This is a genomic window from Actinomadura physcomitrii, assembly GCF_008923205.2.
In the GTDB taxonomy this organism is placed as follows: Bacteria; Actinomycetota; Actinomycetes; order Streptosporangiales; family Streptosporangiaceae; genus Spirillospora; species Spirillospora physcomitrii.
Genome location: NZ_WBMS02000052.1, coordinates 15,693 through 36,359 on the forward strand (window position 1 = coordinate 15,693; position 20,667 = coordinate 36,359).

15 protein-coding genes are annotated in these 20,667 nt (G+C 67.2%); 5 read left to right on the top strand and 10 right to left on the bottom strand.

The window, feature by feature from the left end; genetic code table 11:
• Nucleotides 1-2: 2 nt before the first annotated feature.
• The gene (locus tag F8568_RS40320; protein ID WP_151599086.1) at nucleotides 3-2,285 is read right to left on the bottom strand and encodes a hypothetical protein; all 2,283 of its coding nucleotides are present in this window, start codon (nucleotides 2,283-2,285) and stop codon (nucleotides 3-5) included.
• A gap of 346 nt (nucleotides 2,286-2,631) precedes the next feature.
• On the opposite strand from F8568_RS40320, the gene F8568_RS40325 reads away from it, so the two are divergent.
• From F8568_RS40325 to F8568_RS40335, 3 genes are read left to right on the top strand one after another with little or no spacing between them, the layout of a single operon-like run.
• A complete protein-coding gene (locus tag F8568_RS40325) occupies nucleotides 2,632-3,960 on the top strand; it encodes a hypothetical protein (RefSeq protein ID WP_151599088.1) in 1,329 nt (442 codons plus the stop codon).
• A gap of 15 nt (nucleotides 3,961-3,975) precedes the next feature.
• On the top strand, nucleotides 3,976-6,936 hold the full coding sequence (locus tag F8568_RS40330; RefSeq protein WP_151599090.1) for an ATP-binding protein: 2,961 nt from the start codon (nucleotides 3,976-3,978) through the stop codon (nucleotides 6,934-6,936).
• A 26-nt stretch (nucleotides 6,937-6,962) separates the two neighbouring features.
• The gene (locus tag F8568_RS40335; RefSeq protein WP_236009963.1) at nucleotides 6,963-7,736 is read left to right on the top strand and encodes an NYN domain-containing protein; all 774 of its coding nucleotides are present in this window, start codon (nucleotides 6,963-6,965) and stop codon (nucleotides 7,734-7,736) included.
• Between the two features lie 31 nt (nucleotides 7,737-7,767).
• On the opposite strand, the gene F8568_RS40340 is transcribed toward F8568_RS40335, so the two are convergent.
• The 3 genes from F8568_RS40340 to F8568_RS40350 form a co-directional block, all read right to left on the bottom strand.
• A complete protein-coding gene (locus F8568_RS40340) occupies nucleotides 7,768-7,980 on the bottom strand; it encodes a helix-turn-helix domain-containing protein (protein WP_151599092.1) in 213 nt (70 codons plus the stop codon).
• 105 nt (nucleotides 7,981-8,085) lie between these two features.
• Complete coding sequence (locus F8568_RS40345) at nucleotides 8,086-8,490, bottom strand: ATP-binding protein (protein ID WP_151599094.1); 405 nt, start codon at nucleotides 8,488-8,490, stop codon at nucleotides 8,086-8,088.
• A 545-nt stretch (nucleotides 8,491-9,035) separates the two neighbouring features.
• Nucleotides 9,036-9,293: a hypothetical protein gene (locus tag F8568_RS40350; RefSeq protein WP_151599096.1), complete on the bottom strand. Its 258-nt coding sequence runs from the start codon at nucleotides 9,291-9,293 to the stop codon at nucleotides 9,036-9,038.
• Between the two features lie 180 nt (nucleotides 9,294-9,473).
• On the opposite strand from F8568_RS40350, the gene F8568_RS40355 reads away from it, so the two are divergent.
• Nucleotides 9,474-10,343: a helix-turn-helix domain-containing protein gene (locus tag F8568_RS40355; RefSeq protein WP_151599098.1), complete on the top strand. Its 870-nt coding sequence runs from the start codon at nucleotides 9,474-9,476 to the stop codon at nucleotides 10,341-10,343.
• A gap of 21 nt (nucleotides 10,344-10,364) precedes the next feature.
• Nucleotides 10,365-10,574: a DUF397 domain-containing protein gene (locus F8568_RS40360; RefSeq protein WP_151599100.1), complete on the top strand. Its 210-nt coding sequence runs from the start codon at nucleotides 10,365-10,367 to the stop codon at nucleotides 10,572-10,574.
• Between the two features lie 108 nt (nucleotides 10,575-10,682).
• On the opposite strand, the gene F8568_RS40365 is transcribed toward F8568_RS40360, so the two are convergent.
• The 6 genes from F8568_RS40365 to F8568_RS40390 all read right to left on the bottom strand — a co-directional run bounded on the left by F8568_RS40365 (nucleotide 10,683) and on the right by F8568_RS40390 (nucleotide 20,666).
• Nucleotides 10,683-11,798 carry a recombinase family protein gene (locus tag F8568_RS40365; RefSeq protein WP_202125916.1) on the bottom strand — a complete coding sequence of 372 codons (1,116 nt, stop codon included), beginning with the start codon at nucleotides 11,796-11,798 and terminating at the stop codon, nucleotides 10,683-10,685.
• Between the two features lie 63 nt (nucleotides 11,799-11,861).
• Nucleotides 11,862-13,046, bottom strand: a complete 1,185-nt coding sequence (locus tag F8568_RS40370) for an ISAs1 family transposase (RefSeq protein ID WP_160573936.1) — start codon at nucleotides 13,044-13,046, stop codon at nucleotides 11,862-11,864.
• A 113-nt stretch (nucleotides 13,047-13,159) separates the two neighbouring features.
• Nucleotides 13,160-13,702 carry a recombinase family protein gene (locus F8568_RS40375; RefSeq protein WP_151599106.1) on the bottom strand — a complete coding sequence of 181 codons (543 nt, stop codon included), beginning with the start codon at nucleotides 13,700-13,702 and terminating at the stop codon, nucleotides 13,160-13,162.
• A 1,921-nt stretch (nucleotides 13,703-15,623) separates the two neighbouring features.
• Nucleotides 15,624-17,561 (bottom strand): DUF262 domain-containing protein, encoded by a 1,938-nt coding sequence (locus tag F8568_RS40380; protein WP_328601242.1) that lies wholly within the window; start codon nucleotides 17,559-17,561, stop codon nucleotides 15,624-15,626.
• On the bottom strand, nucleotides 17,497-18,453 hold the full coding sequence (locus F8568_RS40385; RefSeq protein WP_160573937.1) for a serine/threonine-protein kinase: 957 nt from the start codon (nucleotides 18,451-18,453) through the stop codon (nucleotides 17,497-17,499). The genes F8568_RS40380 and F8568_RS40385 overlap by 65 nt, the downstream gene beginning before the upstream one ends.
• Nucleotides 18,450-20,666: a UvrD-helicase domain-containing protein gene (locus F8568_RS40390; protein WP_151599110.1), complete on the bottom strand. Its 2,217-nt coding sequence runs from the start codon at nucleotides 20,664-20,666 to the stop codon at nucleotides 18,450-18,452. The genes F8568_RS40385 and F8568_RS40390 overlap by 4 nt, the downstream gene beginning before the upstream one ends.
• Between the last annotated feature and the right edge of the window lies 1 nt (nucleotide 20,667).

Consider the following 20,667-nt stretch of genomic DNA (forward strand, 5'->3'; position numbering starts at 1 on the left):
AGTCAGCCCTTTCCGCCGAAGAGTGGTGGAGGGCCTTGCCGACGAGGAGGATTTTCTGGTGGCTCGCGGCGAGGCCGGGGAGGCGGTGGGGCCTGACTCGACGGTTTCCGCTGGTCGGGCCAGCTTGATTTTGGCTCCCTGAAGTCATGCTCAGGCTGACCGCCGTATGCGGCCGCAGTTGGGCTGGCCGCAGGGTGCGGGCCCGTCTGGTAGCCGGTGGGCAGCCCGGGCTCGTACGGCAGGGGCGCGCGCGGTGTCGGCGGGGTGGGTGGTGTGGCCCACTGAGGAGCGCCGGCAAGCGGGCCGTACCCAGCCGCGGTACCGATGATGGCCTGCTGCGGGGCCGGTGGATCGGGTAGTGGGGCGGTGCTGACGCGGTCCAGAGTGATGATGGCCGGGTCGCATTCCACCGGGGTGAGGCGTCGACCACCGCCGGGGGCGGATTCCACGAGGAGCAGGGCGTGGTCGGGCAGATGCTGCAGGGTGACGGGTTCGACGACGTACTCGTACACGCGCTGGGTGGTGTCGGCGTCGCTCCAGTTGGTGCCTTCGGCGTAGGAGTAGGCGGCCGACCAGTTGCGGGAGGTGGAGACGGCGGTTCCGGTGGTGTCGCTGGTGTTCTGGCCGCCGCCGCGGCTGCTGCCGGATTGGCGGTTGGTGGAGCGGTCGGGGAACAGGCCGAAGGCTTCGCCGCCGGAGTAGTTGACGCCGGACGAGCGGGTGGTGCCCCAGTTGGTGGATGTGCCGGTGGAGTGGCTGGTGCTGTGGGTCGTGGAGTCGCCTTCGCCGGTGGTGTCGGTTTGGGTGTGCGACTCGTTTCCGCCGATGTTCTTGGTGATCTGGGAGAGGACGAAGCGGTAGTCGCGGCCGATGAAGTCGGCCGCGCGGGAGGCGTCCTCGTGGTTGCCCAGGCGCATGAACGCGACCGCTCCGCCGCCGATCATTTCCGCAGAGGTCTCGCGAAGCCGCCGGAACAGGAAGGTCAGGGGGACGCCGCGGCGTTCGCAGGCGTCCGAGAGGCGTTCGAGGTGGCGGCGAGCGAGTTCGTCCGCGCCGGCGACTACGAGCGCGGGTGTGGACTCGCCACTGGCGGTGATGCGGTGGGTGACCCACTGCACGATCAGGTCCGTGAGCAGTTCCGAGCGGACGTTGCGGGCCTGGCTGTCGAGCGCGATGCAGGTGAGGTAGCCCGTGGTGTCGCGTTGTCTGGGCTCGGTCCCCAGGGTTTCGAGGGGATGAATGTAGGACTCGATCCGCGACAGGTTGGCGTGGGCCTGCCGGCGGTACTCCACGGTGAACAGTTCGTTGCTGATGCGACGCCGTTCGTCGCGGGTCAGGGTCTCGGAGGTGTCGGGTTCGCCCATCAGGACACGCAGTGCGGTGGCGATTCGTCCGAGTGTGATCTCGCCGCCCAAAGCGTCGCAGATCTTGCTGAGGATCCGGTCGTCCATGCTGCGGTCGGCTCGCGCGGCGTCGGGGGTGCCGCCGTGCATGGATTCGACTATGGCGTCCACGAGCTCCTGGGGCGAGAGATCGGCGAGCAGTGTGGACGAGGCGAGTTCGCTGGGAAGCCGCTGGAGGTCGACGCCCATCCATGCTGATTGGCCGAGTTCGGCGAGTTCTCGGGTGACCAGTTCCCGGGACAGGTCCAGTACCAGGAGGGGTTGTCCGGGGAGGGTGGACGAGCCGTAGGTGGTCAGCAGCGCCTCCCAGGACCACAGGGTCCCGCCGAAGACGTCCAGGCGGCGGGTGGGGCGGGGCACTGCTCCCCATTCGGGCAGTCCGTTCAGGCGAGCGTGCTCGTTGGCCTCGTGTTCCTGTTTCCGGGCCTGCCACTGCCGGAGTTGGGTGTCGTGGCTACCGATGGTCTGCTCGTGGGCCAGAGCGTAGGTGTTGCGTGCGGTGTCACGCTGCCGTGCCGCGAACCATGTCATGACCACACCTGGCGCCGCGACGATGACGGCCAGGATCAAGGCGCCGACGGGGAGCGGGGTCTTGGACATCTGCGCGTCGCTGGCCTCGCACGCCGAGAAGAGCACCAGGATGGCGGCGGCGGCGAAGCTCAGTGGCAGGGTCCGGGACATCCGGCGACGTGCGGCCTGTTCGGTCTCGCTGACGCGACGAGCGAGATACTCCGGCAGGTTCTGCTGCTGGGGCGGCGCCTCGTTGAAGGGCCGCAGGAACCACCACCGGTCCCTGAACACCCAGCCGAGGCGCGGGTCTGGGCTGAACAGCTTCTCGCGGCGAGCCAGTAATCCCTGGTGATCGACCGGTCCGCCCCTCACGACGCCGAACCCCCGTTCCTTTTGGGTGCTGTCTCGATCATCACGGCCCCGGCACTGAGCGTGACGACACCGCAAATCACCCAAGCAGATTGACAGCGGACTTGTCACCACGTCCGATCAGAATGGGGGGTTCCCATTGGGGAGCTTGCTCAATAGCCTGACTGAGCCGCGCCTCGGGCGGCAACACCTTCGCCGCAATCGGCCGCCCAGCCGCCGGCGGGCTCCAGCAGTCTTCGTGGAGGATTCGGACGCATGGTCGCGTGCCTGATGGCACCTGTCCCTTCACCAGAGGTCGCCGCATCGCAGGAACGTCGTGACCACAACGGCACCGCGCTCGGGGACGGCAATGGCACTTGATCACACCGCCGATGCGGGCGGCACCGTCGAAAAGGCCGACGAGCGGGCGAGCGCTGAGCAGCCGCCTCCGCCGGACCGACCTGGCACCGCGGGCGCGCCATCTCGAGGTGACAGCCGCGCCGCCACCGCGCAGGGCGGTGATCGCAGTGCCGGCGCCGCGCCAACCGAAGAGCCCCGGACCAGCGGCCCTGCGAGCTCGCCGAGCGCCGGGGCAGCAGGTGAAGGGCAAGGCCCCACCGAGCAAATTGACGAAGTGCCGTCCGAATCAGCCGACGCACGCGACGCCGAGGTGGTCGGGGCTGATTCAGCGGAGGTACCGGACGCCGAGTCCGACGATGATCAACCTGAAGCATTGGGGACCGACGGCCAGGAGACCGAGATCGACTCGGACGGCGATGCTGAACCACAGCAGGCCGCGGACGACCTGGCCGACGAGGCCGATCGAGATGGTGGCAAGAAGCGAGTCGTCGTCGACAAGGATACCGACGGAGTAGGGCCGCACTCGGCTGGGCCCACGCCCGAAGCGGGAGGCTGGTTCGGCGGCGCCGACCAGACCAGCCCGGATCACACCGCCGCTTCAGACGGCAACAGCGACCGTCCCGAGTATCCCGAGGTCACCGACCGCTCCGAGTACACCTTTACGGAACGCGAGTACGCGTTCGCCGAGGTGTCGCCACAGCAGGCCCAGGACATGCACTCCCAACGCGTGCCCTTGGGAATGGACGGCGCCCGTTGGGGTGAGTGCCTGAACGAGCTACGCGAGGCGCTCGCAAACGAGGGCATCGGTGACGCTGACGTACGCCTGCAGGGGCCGGGAGCGCGGTTCTGCTCCGAGGATCCCAAGAAGTGGTTTCCTCAGAACGAGGACGAGTTGCGCGCCAAGGTCGCCGAGCACCACCGGAACGCCCCCGAACAGGACCGCACCCAACGCGCCGAGAACGCGGTCTCCGCCTATCGGGCCGCCGGATTCTCCCAGGATGGGCGCAAACCCGTGGCGCCGTTCTTCGACAGCCTCCACAGGCTCAATCTCAGCGACAGACCCGACGGCTACGACTTCGAGATCGTCAGCGACGACCTCGCCAGGCGGTTGCAGGAGCAGGCCACCGACGCTCCGGACACCGAGTCGCGTCCCCAGGGCGACACCCGCTTCGAACACCGTCACCACGAGCATGCGGCTCCAGCACTCCACACCTGGGCCCGACGCTGGGAGGACACTCTCGATCGCGAGGTGACGCTGACGACCTTCGACCGGCAGGTTCCTGACGCGGCCTCTCACGATGACGACTGGACGGTCATAGCTCCTGAGGAGCCTCGGTGATCGCGCGGGAGAACCATGACAGTTGATCCCGGCGGTCCCGTCTGGGACTTGGTGCGGAACCTTCCAGTCTGCCGGCTGCTGGAAGTACCGCGCCGCCGCGGCCAGGACGCGGAAGCCGACGGGCGCGATGAGTGGCGGGACCAAAGGCTCGCGGCGCTGGTATCGGCCTACCACGCCGTCGGCGGACCAGTGGGCAGCAGCGCGGTGCTGGTGGGCTGGCGGCGCGCCCAGGCGTTCGGGCCCACCGAAGTGTTCGTCGGCGGGGATGCGCTCATCGCCGACCACGCCGGCGGCACCGTGCCAGGCGCCGCAACGTTGAGCCTGCCCGCGGGTGGACGAGGCTCGATGCTTCCTCCCGGCGTGATGGCCGACGCGATGCTCACCATGCCGCATTGGGTTCGGATCGGCGCCATTGCCGATGGCCTGCTGACCGAGTCGTCGTCCCCGAGCCTCCCCGAACTTGCGAGACCGTCCCTGGAGGACGGTCTGCTCTCGGTGTGGATGCAGCCGTTCGCGTGGCTCCTGGTCGCCGAGCCCGTCGAACCACAGCAGGCAGCCTCGCTTGCCGACGAGCTGGCCGACCGGCAGCAGCGCGCCCAGTCGATGGCGGAGATGTCACCGGAGAACGCTGTGGCCGCCGTCCGTCTGGAGCGCCGTCACCGCGAGATCCGGCAGGCCGCGACATCCGGGCTGTGGCGCGTGCACCTACTCGCGGGCGCGGCGACGCCCCAGGCCGCCGCGCGGGTGGCCGCGCTGGTGTGCGCGTCCGCCGACCTCGACCAGATGCCGTACGCGCTGGTACCTGAACCCCAGGTCGACCTCACCAAGCAGCTCATCGGCCACCACGACGACGTGCCGGGGCCGTCGGTCCCGTTCGAGGCGAGTACGCAGTTGGTCGCCGCCCTGGCGCGTCCACCGGTCCGCGAGGTCGCAGGTGTCCGGTTCGTGCTGCGTCCAGAGTTCGACGTCACCCCCGAGCCCAGCGGCAGCGGCGCGGCGGTGCAGGTGGGACGGGTTCTGGACCGTAACCGCCGCGAGGTCGGCCCGCTGGCGCTACCGCTGTCGAGTCTGAACCGGCACACCTTCGTGTGCGGCGCCACCGGGGCCGGCAAGTCGCAGACCGTCCGGGCCCTGCTCACCGCCGCGACCGGCGCAGGACTTCCCTGGCTTGTGGTCGAGCCCGCCAAAGCCGAGTACCGGATGATGGCCGCCCGCATCCCCGATGCCGAGGTCGTGGTGATCCGGCCCGGGGACGCAGAGGCGATCGCAGCCGGCATCAACCCACTCCAGCCCTCATCTGGACCGGACGGACGCGCGTTTCCGCTACAGACCCACGCCGACCTCGTCCGCGCCCTCTTCCTCGCGGCGTTCGAGTCCGACGAACCGTTTCCCCAGGTGCTGAGCGCGGCCCTGACCCGCTGCTACGAGCAACTCGGCTGGGACCTCGCGCTCGGCGAACCCGCCGTTCCCGGCACGAGCCCCCGCTACCCCACGCTGGCCGACCTTCAGGCCGCCGCCGAGCAGGTCGTCTCGGAGATCGGCTACGGGCAGGAGATCACCGACAACGTCCGCGGGTTCATCCGCGTCCGGCTCTCGAGCCTTCGGCTGGGCACTACCGGACGGTTCTTCGAGGGCGGTCACCCCATCGATTTCGACGAGTTGCTCGCCCGCAACGTCGTCCTGGAGATCGAGGACGTCGGCGACGACCGCGACAAGGCGTTCCTGATGGGCACCGTTCTCGTCCGCCTTGTCGAGCACCTCCGCCTCCGCGAACGCCAGCGCTCCGGCGCGGGCAGCGGGTTGCAGCATCTGAGCGTGTTCGAGGAGGCTCACCGGCTGCTGCGGCGCAGCGAGCAGGCCGGGCCGGCGTCGCATGCTGTGGAGACCTTCGCGGGATTGCTCGCCGAGATCCGCGCCTACGGCGAAGGGCTCATCGTGGCCGAGCAGATCCCGTCCAAGCTCGTCCCAGACGTCATCAAGAACACCGCCGTCAAGATCGTCCACCGTCTGCCTGCCAAGGACGACCGCGACGCCGTGGGCGCCACCATGAACATCACCGACTCCCAGTCGCAGTTCCTGGTGACGCTCACTCCAGGCGAGGGGGCGGTGTTCACAGACGGGATGGACTACCCGCATCTCGTCCGCATGCCCGACGGCACCCACCTGGAGGCCGCCTCGACAGCGCCCGCGGCCTCACCGCACGTCCTGGTAGCGCCACGCAGCAGCACGTGCGGTTCGGAATGCCGCGCTCTCCCGTGCACGCTGCGCGACATGCGTACCGCCCAGCGCGCCCTGACCGATCACCCCGAGCTCGTGCTGTGGGCCGAACTGGCCGCCGCCGCACACCTGACCGGATGGGGAGCCCCCATCCTCGCCCCAGCTGTCGTGGACACGGTGCAGTCGATGCCCGACCGATTGCGCGGCTGCGCGATGTCCCATGCGATCGATGCTGCCGTTGCGGCCCGATCAACCGTGATCCCCGCGGCCCCCAACACCAGTGGTCTGGCCAGCCACCTGCTCGCCGTGCTGGAAGGCCAACTCGTCGGCAAGACCGTCTGTGAAGGCGACGAGAGCGAGTACTTCGCCCAGTCGTACCGTTGGTGCCTCGTACTGGAAGAGCTCCAGCAGGCCCACCGCGCGACCCCCGAGGCCGGGCGCCACCCACGGAGCGACGAATGGGCGACGATCTACGAGAGGTCCATCCCCGGTGACACGCTCGCGGAGCAGCTCTACCGGGTCACCGCGTGGTGGGACCGCGGCCAGCGCGACCAGGACGCCCGGACCGCCGCCCTGTGGGGAACCGCCGTACCCTCGGCGATCGAAACCGCCGTCGGCGCGCGACGCAACGACGAGGACTGGCCCCAACTCCTCCGCGAAGCCACCGCTACGCTGGGCAACGTCGATGGCCTGCTCCGCTTCTACCTCCCCCCCGACCCGCCTGCCGCCTCGCACGACGATGCAGACAGGGCGCGATGACCTCGGTCCACGCTCATCCCTCCCCAATGAACACCATGGTCAGCGACAACACCGACAAGCTCGCCGTCCTCATCGATGCCGACAACGCCCAACCTGGGATGACCGAACAGCTGCTGGCCGAGGTCGCCAAGTACGGCACCGCCCACGTCAAGCGCGCCTACGGTGACTGGACCGGCACGAACCTGCGGAGCTGGAAAGAACAACTGCTCGACCAATCCATCCAGCCCATCCAGCAGTTCGCCTACACCACCGGCAAGAACGCCACCGACGCGGCAATGATCATCGACGCGATGGACCTGCTGTACTCAGGACGCTTCGACGGTTTCTGCCTGGTCTCCAGCGACAGCGACTTCACCCGGCTCGCCGCACGGATCCGCGAATCCGGGCTGACCGTCTACGGGTTCGGCGAACGCAAGACGCCCAAGCCCTTCGTCGCGGCGTGCGACAAGTTCGTCTACATCGAGAACCTCACCTACGCCCCCATCTCCACCGCGCCCACCGGCGCGCCACCAATGTCGGTTCCCACGCGTGCCTCGAAACTCAAGCAGGACACCACCCTGGTGGTACTGCTCCGCAACGCCGTCGAAGCGGCCTCCGACGAGGACGGCTGGGCCGCCCTAGCGTCCGTCGGGCAGATCATCACCAAGCAGCGCCCAGACTTCGACGCCCGGACCTACGGCTACGCCAAGCTCAGCGAACTGATCGCCGCCACGACGCTGTTCGACCTGGACCGCCGCAGCCCCGGCGACGGGAAAGCCAAGGTCGTCTACGCCCGCGACAAGCGTCACCAGGGCAGCTGATCGGCGCCGCCCACTGCAGGCACTGCACCGCTCAAACGGATTCGTCGGTCCCGGACTGCCGGAGGGCCTCGACCTGGTTCCGGTAGAAACGGAGCTGGCCGCCGGGCGTCCGGGCGAAGTCCAGCAGCCCGCGATACGCCCACGACAGCACGGTCGAATGACTGACCCCCAGTCGGCGCGCTACCTCGCTGGTCTTCAGCAGTTCCGGTGGCGGCTGCTCCTCCCCCTCAATTCGATCACTCATGGTGTTCGCCTCACGCACTCGGGAGTCTCGCCGCCTGCCCACCGCCAACGACGTCGACCGTCAGACCATCGGCGGTCATTGATCGCGGCGACGGCGTGTTCACGGCTATGCGCTCGTCTGCTGAAGGCGCCGTTGTGCGGGATCGCCTACGACGAACCACACCCGCAGTTGCCCGGTCTCCAGCCGGTCGAAGCCCCAGTCGCTGGCCAGCGCCTGCATGATCGGAAGGCCACGGCCGCCTTCTCCGCACGGGTCGTCCCGATAGTGCGGCAGCGTTTGTCCCCCGCCGTCCACGACTTCGACGCGCATCGCACGCGCGTCACCGAAGACACTGACCTCGACCTGGTCTCCGCTGCTGTAGCGGACGGCGTTGGTGAACGTCTCGGAGACGAGCAGCGCGCAGTCATCATGCGCCGGGTGACCGTCATGGTGCCGGGTGGCCGCCCACCGCCGCACGATCCCGACCTGCTCGGGCGACGCCGGGAAGACCCGCTTTCCCAGCGGGCGCATCAGCCCGCCGCTCCGGACGGTCCGGCCGCGAAGCCGTCCTCATGCTGGTCCCGAACTGCATCGGCGCGACGACGTGACTCTTCCGTACGTCCGGCACCCTGGTCGGCATCCTCATCGAGGAGCACCACCGCGAGCCCGCATGGGACGAGAAGCTCACGGACCCGCACCAGGGCCGCTGCTAGGTTGCGGCATCGGGCGATGGGCTCGCCGGTACTCGAGAAGAACCAGGGCCGGCGGCGAACGCCCTTTGGACGAACAGTGATGGAGTCACCGACTCCTGGGAGCGTACGGAAGTAGACCCGCACCAGCGGCACCGGCTTGTCGTACCGGTCGACCGCCCACCCGGCGTCCGTGAGAACCCGCGCGAGCCGGTCGAGATCGGGTCGGCCGTCGCGGGATCTGGCCCACGGCAGGCGCCGCGTAACACGTATCGTCATCTAAGTCCTCTCAGCAAGGGGATGGACGCCGCGCGGCCGGACGAGCCTGGAAACTTGTATCCGGCCGCGCGGCGGCTCATGGCAACGGTGGTCAGGGACCCGGAACCTTCACCGGGCGACCGCCTCGGCGATCGACCAGGCCGCGCTCGGGCTGACCTCCACGCGGCGGGTGCGCCCCCAGGTGAAGTAACCCTGCGGGCCCTCACGGCAAGCCATGATCGTCACGTGGTGCCCGCCGCGCACGGGGAGCAGGACGACCGGATCGCCCCAGCTCTTGAAGACCACGGTCACGGTGCATCTCAAGAGGCGGTGCAGGTCGCCGGCGAGCGCGACCAGCACCTGGAACTTCCACTCCTGTGCCGTCATGGCTGCATCACCCAGGTTCGTTCTTGTGATCACCCGTGCGCGAAGCGTGCATGGAACTAGCCTTGATGGTGGAGCATCGAAGAGAACATGACAAGCAGAACCGTAAATTTACGGGCTGGCCACTCGTACGGCCATGCCCGCCGAACGCCCCAACCTTCGGGACCAGGAGTTACAACCCCCATGCGAGCATCGACTCAAGGCCCAACCGTCCGGCGCCGCCGGCTCGCCGCCGAGTTGCGCAGGCTCCGCGAGCGCGCGGAACTCACCCTCGAGGAGGCCAGGGGTCGGCTGGGCTGGTCGATCGCGAAGCTCAGCCGCATCGAAACCGCACGCCAAGGCATCACGGTGAAGGACCTGGAGAAGGTCCTCGATCTTTACGGCCTCGAAGACGCCGACCGCCGCGCGACCCTGAAGGCACTCGCGCGCAACGCCCGCACCCGGGGCTGGTGGGACGCCTACGCCGACTCACTCCCGACCGACTATGCCAACTACATCGCGCTGGAAGCCGAAGCCGCCGCCATGCGCTCCTTCAGCGTCCACATGCTCCCCGGCCTTCTCCAGACATCGGAGTACGCCCGGGAGATCATCACCTCGGCGCTCATGGCCCTCGTTCCGCCGACCGAGGTCGAGCGGCGCGTCGAGGTCCGGACGACGCGCCAGCGGATCCTCACCCGCGACGACGCCCCGCTGCGCTTCTGGGGCGTGATCGACGAAGCCGTCCTCCACCACGTGGTCGGGTCGGCGGACGTCATGCGCGGCCAGTTCAAGTACCTGATGCAGTTGACCGGACGCCCCAACGTCCAACTCCAAGTGCTCCCGTACGGCAAGGCCGCCCACCCCGCCACGGCGGGCAGCTTCACCATCCTGGAGTTTCCCGAACAGCATGATCCCGACGTAGTGCACGTCGAGATGATGACCAGTAATCTGTACATAGAGGGAGATAACGACGTATACATGCACGCCCTCGCGTTCGACCACCTCCTCGCGATGGCCCTCGACCCGGACGAGTCCAGGGACCTCATCGCCGCGGTGGCCGCGAAGATGATCTGACCCACGAGCCGAGGAGCACACGTGTCGACTCCGGCCTCCAGCCCTCACCGGTGGCGCAAGAGCAGCCACAGCGGGAACGGCCCCAGCTGCGTCGAGGTGGCCTCCTGCACCTGCTGCCAGATCGCCGTCCGCGACAGCAAGAACCCCAACGGTCCCCACCTCACCTTCGCCTCAACCACATGGACGATCTTCATCGACCAAATCAGGCGCGGCACCTACGACCTGCGCTGACAGCTGACGCCAAGGCTTGGACGACGCCCAGAGATGGGCAGTTGAAGGTCGTGCACCAGCCGAACGGCGGCCTGCCCGTCCTGCCAAAGGGACCGCACTCGCCGACGATCACCTCCCCGCCCTACCAGAGCGTCCCTGTGTGGCTTCGCGCCGAAGCTCAACTGCTCGTGTGAGGGTGATCTGGAAGTGGCAGGTTCTGGTACGCCACTCGAAGTCGATCTTCATGCGCAGGGACTCGAACAGCCGGCGGCGATGGCCGTCGGGCACCAGAAGAAGCTCGATGCGCCTTGATGGCGGCGCAGCAAGCAGCCCTGGTTGAGGATGAACGGGCTGGTGTTGGTCCACCACCGCGCGTTGCGGAACGAGGAGGTCTCGGTCGCCAGTCAGCTCGGTCGATCGGATGCGGACTACGGCCTCCGCGGGCTCGGGATCCGGATTCCGAGGGCGGTGAGGGTCGAAGACGTTGTCGGTGAGAAAGTCGGACAGCTCGTCGATGATCAGGTCCTCACGGACCCTGATCGTGTTGGGATGGCCCTCGGGCGCGCATCCCTTGGGTGGGGAACAGACGTAGTAGACGGTGCCGCGGCTGGCCTTCCCGTTCATCCGCCGACCGCACCAGGCACAGAACACGAAGGAGCGCAGGCTGTAGGTGCGCTTGGCGTTCGGATGGGAGCTGACGCCGTCGGCGTTACGGGAACTCCACCGGACCGCGGCGACCTTCTGGGCTTCGATGAAGCAGTCCTTGGTCACCAGGGGCTCGTGGGTGGGCTCACTGGACCACACCCATGCCTCGGGCGGGTTGGCCCTGCCTCTGCCGGACGTGGTGGCACGGCGGTTCCAGACCATGTAGCCGGTGTGCTTCGGGTTGGTGAGGATCTCGCGTACCGAGGACTGCGTCCAGTGCCCGACAGCGCGTGTCGGGTCGACCGGCATCGGTGGAGGGTAGCGGTCCAGGTCCTCGTTGAGCCGCTCGGCCAACGCCTTGCAGCCAAGCCTCTCGGCCACTCGCCAGGCGAAGAGCTGAGTCACGACCGGCCCGCGGACCGGGTCCGGGCGAAGCCGGTGCTTGCAGGCTCCTTCCGCTCTGCGTGCAGGCACCGGGTGCGGCATCTTAGCTGCGACGTATCCATAGGGCGGTTTGCCGACGTTGTACCCCTGCTCGGTGTGGGCTTCAAGGCCTCCCCAGGACTTCTCCAGCAGTTCGAGTACGTACCACTCGGACACGCTCTGTTTCACGCGCCGCGTCAGGACTTGGGTCGCGCGCTTGCCGTCAGGGCGAATGCGTTCTCAGGTAGTGAGATCGAGTAGTTGAAGTGCGTGGTCGGGGTGTGCTCGGTAGTGGTCATTGGCGGCGGCGATGTTGCTCCAGCCCATGAGGTCGGCGAGGGCAATGGCCAGGTTGCGCAGGCCGGCCATGATGCGTGGTGCGTGACCGGTGCGGATGGTCGAGCGGTCCTCGGCGTAGGTGACGTCGCGGACGTGGTGTAGGGCCTCGATGGACCAGTGCCCGCGGACGAGGGCGGCCAGCTGGGCGGGGGTGGCGTGATCCGGGGCGAGGCTGGTGACGGCGTAGACGGTCTTGATCGTCGTCTTGCCGGTGGTGCGGTCGGTGCGGCGGCGTTTGACCTGGATGGCCTGGACGGCGTGCGGGAACAGCAGCCCGGGTCGGACGGTGCAGACCTTCAGCCGGCGGATCTCCCGGCGGCCGTGCCCGTCTTCAGCGGTGCGGTCGTGCAGCTCGATCTCCCGCCAGGGCAGGTGTTTGAGCTGCCGGTGCAGGCTCTTCTGGTTCCCCTTCACGACCAGGAGGTAGTGCGCGTGGTGTTCCCGGACCAGGTGGCGGGCGTGTTCGCGCTGGGTGTGCAGGGCGTCGGCGGTGACGATCTTGCCGGTCAGGTCCAGGCCGGCCAGCAGCGGGACGAACGCGGGGATCTCGTTGCTCTTGGTATCGACCTGCCGTTGCGCCAGCACGGCCCGGCCGTCGTGCAGGGCCGCCGCCAGCAGGTGTGTCACCGTCCCGTCCGGGTGGCGGCTGCCCCGCAGCGTCTTGCCGTCCACCGAGACCGCCTGCGGCCCGGCCTGGCTCCCGGCGTCGGGGTCGTGGGCCAGAGCCGACAGATAGGCCCCGATCGCCTCGTCGAAGGCGTCGCCGTCGAGGCGGGCCAGCAGCCGTCCCAGCGTGGTCACGACCGGCCGTGCCGCCGGCAGCCCCAGGTCGGTGAGCACGCGTGCGTCCAATTCCCCGGCGATCCTGCCGATCTTGGCCAGGCTGGTGGCGCCGCTGAGCACGGCGACCAGGCACAACGCCAGCACGGAGCCGAGCCGGTACCGGCGACCGCGGCGACGCCGCGGATCGGGAATGCGGTCCAGCACCTGCACCAGTGTCGGCAGGCCGGGCAGGTCGGTGGCGGGACATGGCAGGACGACGCCCTCGCAGTGGCGAACCAGGGCGTCGATCGGGGAGGATGGCACGCGAACGCGGTCCCTGTCTTGATCGTCTGGCTTAGACACCCAAGATCATCGGGGACCGCGTTCGTCGTTCACAACCCGGATGCCACCCGCCGTTGGCCTGCCGATCTACCGGCTCATCTCAGCACCTGAGAACGCATTGGCCCTGGCTTGCCGTTGAGGTTGAATGGCTCGTCTGCCGCGAGAAGCGGTACGCCCGCCTCTTCGAGTTTGTTCTCGATTAGGGTGCCAACGTAGGTGCGGCGCGCGATACGTTCGATCGATTCGCAGACCACCACGTCGAACCTGCGCTCTGGACTCGCCACATCTTCCAGGAGCTCCTGGATGCCTCCTTCACGAGGGACTGGGATGGCAAAGCGCTCATGCCCGCGTCCACGACCCCGCGCATTGAGGGCTTTTCGACCAGATTCGATGTCGTAATAGTGTGCGACGATGATTGCCTGATCCGGAAGAGCGGCCCGACAATTATTGAGCTGCCGGGGGAGAGACAAGGTTGGGTCCTGCCGGTCCTCGGTCGAGGTACGGCCGACGAAGGCGACACGAAAAGGCTCTGACCACCGATCTCCTTGGCCAAGGCCGGTCAGCCATCCTCGGGATTCCCTGCGCGAGCCTCGCGCGAGGATATCGAGCGGGATGGGTGGTGTTGTCCGTGCGCCCATTCCAATACCTCCCTGATTGCATCTGCTTGTTCGCGTTCGAGATGATCGGCCAGATCTCCTTCAGCGACGTTGATCGTCCACTCGAACGGGAGGCTGCGGCCAGTTTCGCCGCGCCCGCCAACTTCCTGTTCAGTAGTCGGAAGAGACCGTTCGAGTCCGCAACTTCGGTCATGGCTTTCGTTGCCGTTGCCCTTCATCACCCCTCCGTGCGCCGACCTTCCCGAGTCGACATGGCATGGCCTCACAGATCTGGTCGTCGGCGAGGAAGCCGGCTCTTTCCTCAAGTGGCGGACCACTGACCTCCACGATGCGTTTTACTTTTCTTTGCCCTCGGCGAAGACACGCCACACCTTCGATCGTGGCACAATTTTCGGCTGAAGAAAAGGTTGATGGTAGCCAATCCCCAGCAATCCGCAAAAACATGACAGGATGCGATATGGAAGTTTTTGAGTTCTGTGCGGAGCGCCCGAAACGCCGTCAGATAGCCATAAGATCGTCACTCTGTGTGGTGCGACATCATGAGGGATTATCGCTCCTTCGGGTACGGTGCGCCCGTTTGAAGTGAGTGGTCAGGTGCCACGCGAGATAGAGCACACACGATCACAGCCCCAAGAGCGGGCGGCCACGTCTCCTGAGACGGGAGTATCGGCGCTTGCGAAGGTATTAGTAGAGGTCGCCGCTGATGGGTTCCCATTGGACTTTCCGGACGTCCCAACGCCCCTGTGCCAGACATCGCGGACGCTGAACTCGCCGAGCTTGTACGCCTTCCCGGGCGTAGCGGTCAGCTGCGGCTCGACATCGGACCCGAGCCGATCCTGCAGTGCAGTCACGAACATGGCACCCTGACCAGCAGGTCGCGTCGCGCCACCGAGTCATTCACAAATGCACCCTCTTCAGGGCCACTGCTCACCGGACTGCCGAAGCGTGCCGTGCCCACCCCACCACCCGCACGACCTAACGGAGTGCCGCTTCCCAAATACATCGATCCAGCGCACGACGGCGGGGGAGACGTCCCTGCCTGGTGAAGCCATCTCAATCGCCCTGGGCAGCCTTCGTGACGACGGGCGTGCCTCACTGGTGGCCATCGGTGACTGTTACGTTCGCATCTTCTGTGTCGTGGTCATGTGCAGATGCTCAGACGGCGGATGCCTAGCGCGGGGCGCTCAAGCGGGACGATGGACACCGCTAGCGCGAGCAGACCGACAAGCCGCGCCTTGTAGTGCGCGATGGGGCCGAGTTGACAGCTCATCCCGGAGCAGGTCGTACCTTCGCGATCGTTTCGCCGAGACGTCTGTATGGGCGCTGGACTCTGCCCGGCACGGCCTCCGCAGCTTCGATGACAACCGGGACGCGAGACTGGTCATCCTCCCCCAGATAAGCCCACGGATCGTCGACCTGCGCCTGGCCACGGCGGCGCCCTCTCTGCCTCCCAAAGAGGCTGACACCGATCGACGGAACCTTCTACTGTGATCACATCCGCTAATTAGCGCCCGTGACGCATTGCTTCCCCTCGTGATCCGCACCTGAGCAACCCTTGGTAAAGCAGGAGGTTCTCCGCCATGACCCAAGAGCGCTGTATTCACGATCTCCTTCCCGGCCAATGCGCCGAGGCCGGCTGCGCTCCCGTCCCGCCAGGACTGACCGCCCACGTGTACGCAACCGCAGGCGGGAAGTGTTTCCACCGCTCCACGCGGTGCGCAGCCCTGCTCGACGGCCAACGCTATGCCGAGCGCATGGGTATGAACCTCCACGACCCGCAACGCCTCCCCTTGCGGGTGGCACAATCACGCGGCCTCAGCGCTTGCGAAGTCTGTTTCCCACTGGCCTGACTCTCCACCCCGCCACGCCCCCTTGTCCCTGGATGCCCCTGCACGATTCGATTCTTTGTGATGACGGGGGACCGATCGCTTACCCGAAGCGGTTACCAGTTCGCGGGATCGGGGCCAGGCCATACCTTGGCAAGAGTGTGGGCGAGCCAGGTACCGCGCTCATCGATGGCCTGCTCATCCCAGGTATCGCGTTCTGCGATACGAGCGTTGAGCAACAGCCTGGTGTGCCGGTTGAGTTCGGCGCGTTTCACCGACCACGGAGCGTTGGACATCGCGCTGTTGAGCGGCTGCGTCACGATGGTGAGGTTGCCGAGTTTGTGCAGGCGGGCGGCACGTTCTGCGGCTGCCTGCTCGACCACTTCGCCGTCGATGAGCTCGCCGCCATCCGCGCCGAGCGGCCAACTGTCCTCCCAATCATTGGGCAGGATGTGCTCGAGCGAGAGGTTGGACGGGATGTTCCTGATGTCGGTCTTGGTCGAGTGCAGGGACATCTCGGCGGCTGCGAGCGCCATCACCAGGCGCGGTTGGGCAACCCATCCGTAGACATCCCGCGTGGAGAGGAAGTTGATGAATTCCTCATCGTCTGGCCAGCGGCTGATCTCCCCTTCGGAACCGGACAGTGCTTGAAGCAAAACGTCGTCGGCATGCACCAGATCGGCCTTCATCCGGGCGACCAGGCGGGGCACGAGGCGGTTATAGTTCTTGGCCGTCAATCGCATCAATGCACGGCGTGCGAGCCAGCTTTCCAGCATGCGCAACGCGCGGACGCGCCGTGTCCGGTCGATCTCTGGAGAGCGGAACAGCAGGAGGACGATAGGCAGCACGGTGCCGGCATCCAACACCGTCAGCCGAGCGAAGAAGTCGGCCTCGCTGCTCCCGGCCTCGGGTGTGTCGAATGCCCGCATCGTCACGGCGTCTGCGCGAAGTTCTCGGATCAGTGCCTCTGCGTCGGCATCAGATGTCAGCACGTTCTGGCGAAACGTTGCGAAAAGCTCCGTGGCCGGAATCACCCGCTCGAGCTTCATCGTGAGCCAGTGCATGAGGAACAGCTCGGCGACCGGTCGGTTCAAACGCCCCTGGCGGCGCTCCCGGCGCCAGTAGCCATCGTCGAGTTCCGGACGCCACACCTGCTCATAGAGGTGATCGGTGTCGCAGCCCTGGCTGGTGGCCTGGCGGAAGACCGCGTTCTTGACGAGATCGAGGGCGAGCAGCGGGGTGCCGCGCGCGTTGAGCGTCTCGAAGATGACCTGCGCGTTGTCATCGCCTTCCAAGGTGATCGACACCACCTTGAGCAGATCGCAGAGCGTGATCCGCAGCCGTTCGACGCGTGCGAGGATCTTCCCGCTCGGTCCGGGCGGCGTGTCGGCACCGCCGTCGATGGTCTCTGCCGCCTCACCGAACGGCTCGTCCTCGATCTCCTCGGCCCCTGTCAGGTACTCCGTGACACGTGCGGTGAAGTAGTCGAATGCGTCATTGATCCGGTTTCGGGTGTCGTTCCACCGGTCGGTAGATGAACCGTTCGACGACATTACTGCCACGAAGGCGGCCCGGTTGGCGCTCGTCGGCCAGACCTTGAGTCGCTCGTCGCCCTTGACCCTCCGGGGATTGTTGGTCGTCAGCTCTTGGAGCAACGCGGCATCGTTCTCGGCCCCGACATCTCCCATCGCCTTGGCGGCGGCCGCAACGATCAACTGCAGCGTCGTCAGCCGCTGCTGCCCGTCAATGACGGTGAACCGAGGAATCTGCCCCGGGGCGGTGTTCTCCTGGTCGAGCACGACCGCCCCCAGGAAGTGCGACCACAACATGGCGAGCTCGTCGCCCTCTTGGTGTTGGAGGAGCGCGGTAATGTCATCCCACAGCGGGGCCCACTGATCCTCTTCGTTCCAGACGTAAGGCCGCTGATACAACGGAACGACATATCGGACATCGCTCTCGAAAAGCGCTGAACGGTATGCGTGCCAGCCTTCATGGCTTAGCAGGATAGTTCGGCAAGGACGCGACCGCGAGGGCGTACATGCGATCGGGGTCACCTGGTTTCAGGGGAAGGGTCGGAAGCGGGGTGAGGCCGTTCGCGTGCGATATGAGGGCATCGAAGACCTGCGCTGCGTCGGCGGGACGATTCTCGGGCTCCTTGGCAAGCAGAGCGGAGACGACCTGCTCCAAGTCTTCGGGAACGTTGTCGCGGATATCGGAGAGGGCGGTCGGCTCTTCGGTGTGATGGCGGCGGAGCTCTTCTATGGCGGAGGCGGCTTGGAAGGCACGCCTGCCGGCCAGCAGCTCGTACAGCAGGCATCCGAGTGAGTACAGGTCGCTGCGAGCGTCGGCCTTGGTGTGGCCGTCGATCTCGGGGGCGGTGTAGAAGAGGGAGCCGGGCACCTCGCCGGGGTGGGTGATCTCGGAGAACTCTGCGGTGTCGACGGCCATGGCCACGCCGAAGTCGAGGATCTTCAATGTCCCGCTGCGGGTCAACACGACGTTGGACGGCGTCAGGTCGCGGTGGATGAGGCCGGCTCGGTGCGCGGCGGCGAGGGCAGCGCACAGTTGCGCCCCGATGGCTCCGGCCCATCCGATGGGGAGCAGTTCGGGTCCGCGCTCGGCGACCAGGTCGCGCAGCGTCATCGCGCCTTCGACCAGTTCCATGACGATGAACAGGTCGTCGCCATGGGGACCGAAGTCGTAGAGCACCGGGATGCCGGGGTGCCGCAGGCGGCCCAGGATCCGCGCCTCCCGGTAGAAGCGGCGGCGCGCAGTGTCCTCGTCGATGTGCCGGGCGGGCCGGATCAGTTTGATCGCGACCGCCCGATTCAGCCTGGTGTCGGTCCCTTCCCAGAGCTCACCCATGCCACCGAGGCCGAGCGGTGCACCGCGGACGTACCGGTCCGCGATCTTCTCCGCGCCTGGGGTTTGGTCGCGCCCGTTCACGACGAGGCCGGCAGAAACGGGCTCGGAGTGCCGTGCCACGAGACCAGCAGGGAGTCACGGGCCCGGGTGGCTGCGACGAACAGCAGCGAGCGCGCCCGCTGGAGCTCACGGTGGTACCGGACCGGATCCGTCCCGTCGTACTGGCGTATGTACGCTTGCGGGACGAGTCCGGCGGCCGCACCGGCGATGATCATGTGCTGGTACTCCAGGCCCTTGAAGCGGTGCATGGTGCCGACGTGTACGACGTCGTCGACCCTGGGCCCGTCGGGGCCGATGGCGGCGGCAGGGATACCCGCCCGGCCGAGCCGGTTCTCGATATCGGCGACCATGCCGCGCTCCGGGACGCAGATCCCGATGGACGAGCTCGGGCCGTCGATCCGGTTCGAGACATGCTCGGCGATCAGGTCCTGCTCTTCCTCCCAGGACCGGGCACCGCGGAAGATCGGACGCGGCCCGCGCAGCACCGACCGGTAGCCGTTCAGGTCTTCCTTGCCGTCGTCGAGGTCGTCCCAGGACTCCTCGCCCAGCAGCGCCAGGGCGGAGCCCAGGATCTCGTGGGTGGTGCGGTAGCTGAGGGTCAGCTTGGACGATCGCCCTCGGATGTTGATCCCGAGGCTCCCGAGCGACACGTAGTTGTCGTAGATGCGCTGGTGGCTGTCACCGACGATGAACAGGTCGTTGCGGCCGACCGGCACCATGGCCCGCAGCATCTTCCAATGGGCGGCGCTGAGATCCTGCGCCTCGTCCACGACGACGTGACGGTAGCGGTGCCGCAGCAGGGCGACGGAGTCGTCTTCGACGTGGACGTTGACCCCGTGCTCGGCCTTGGCCTGCTCGTATGCCCTGAGCTTGGCGGCCCGGGCGATCTCCAGGCGGGCGGCCCGCTCGGCGACCTGCCGGTAGGTCCAAAGGTTTTTCTCGTCCAGCCGCATGACGAATCGCTCGACCAGCTTCCAGATCTCTGCCCGCTGGGCACGGCCGATGGTGCGGCCCCGGCCGGCCCGCCGGACCCGGAAGTAGTCGGCCCGCGAGTTGATCGCGTGACCGAGGATGACCTGGGTCCATTCGGCGTGCAGGAACTCGGCGTCCCAGGTGGTCTCGTTGAGTTCGGCCAGCAGGTCGCGCCACTCCTGGAGCGCCTTGTTGTCGTCGATCCAGCGGCGTTTTCCGCCCGGTTCGACCTTGGTGACGATCTGTGTGGCGAGCCTGTCGATGTTGACGATGTCGACCCGGGCGGCCACCTCCGAGCCGCCGAGTTCCAGCAGCCGCTTGCGCAGGTCAGCGGCGAGGTTCTTGTTAAACGTGGTGAGCAGCACGGGTTTGTCGTCACCCGGCGGGAGCCGGTCCACCAGGTGCTTGACGCGGTGCAGCGCGACGATGGTCTTGCCGGTTCCGGGGCCGCCGCTGACCCGTGCCGGGCCGCTGTAGTTGCGGTCGACCAGCTTGCGCTGGGTGGGGTGCAGGAACACTCGCCACTCGGCGAACTCGCCGTCGACGACGGCCTGCAGGTCGGTGTCCTCGGTGGTGACGCGGGTGGACGGCCGGGACAGCGCGGCGGAGTAGTCCTCGGTGTCGATCTCTTCGTCCGGCGTGACCGGCCGCGTGATCTCTTCCAGGACGTCCTCGTACGTCCGACCGCCATAGAGGGCGAGCAGGACTTCACCGGTGTGCTCGGGGGCGTACTCTACGAGCCCGAGCAGTTCGTCCTCCGTGGTGATCTTCCTGATGAGCGGCAGCAGCGGCACGGCCACCCCGAGGTCGAGGAGCTGCTCGTCGGTGAACGCGGCGAACAGGGGCTCGGGTTCGGCGCGGGCCGGTGCTGGAGGGCGGATCGGCTCGGGGGGCGGCGCCGGGGGCGTGGTGATGCTCCGCTCGGCGGGCACCAGGTCGATGAACTCGATCGCGCCGGTGACGTCGTTGATCTGATACCGGTAGCGGTCGAGGGCCTCGTAGACGTCCTTGCGGTGCCGGACGGCGACCAGAACGTAGTCCCGGTCGGTGACGTGCAGCAGCAGCGCCCGGTAGTCGGCGGTGACGCGGGCGGAGAACAGCCGCGAGTCTCCCTGGAGCCGCTTGAACTGCAGGCCGGGGCTGTCGGGGTTCTTACGGAACTTGTGCTGGAACTCGTAGATCGCTCCCTTGATGGTCCGCGGGAGCTTCTGGATCTCTTTCTCCGCCTGGTAAAGCAGCCGCAGCGTCGCCTCGCCCCGCATC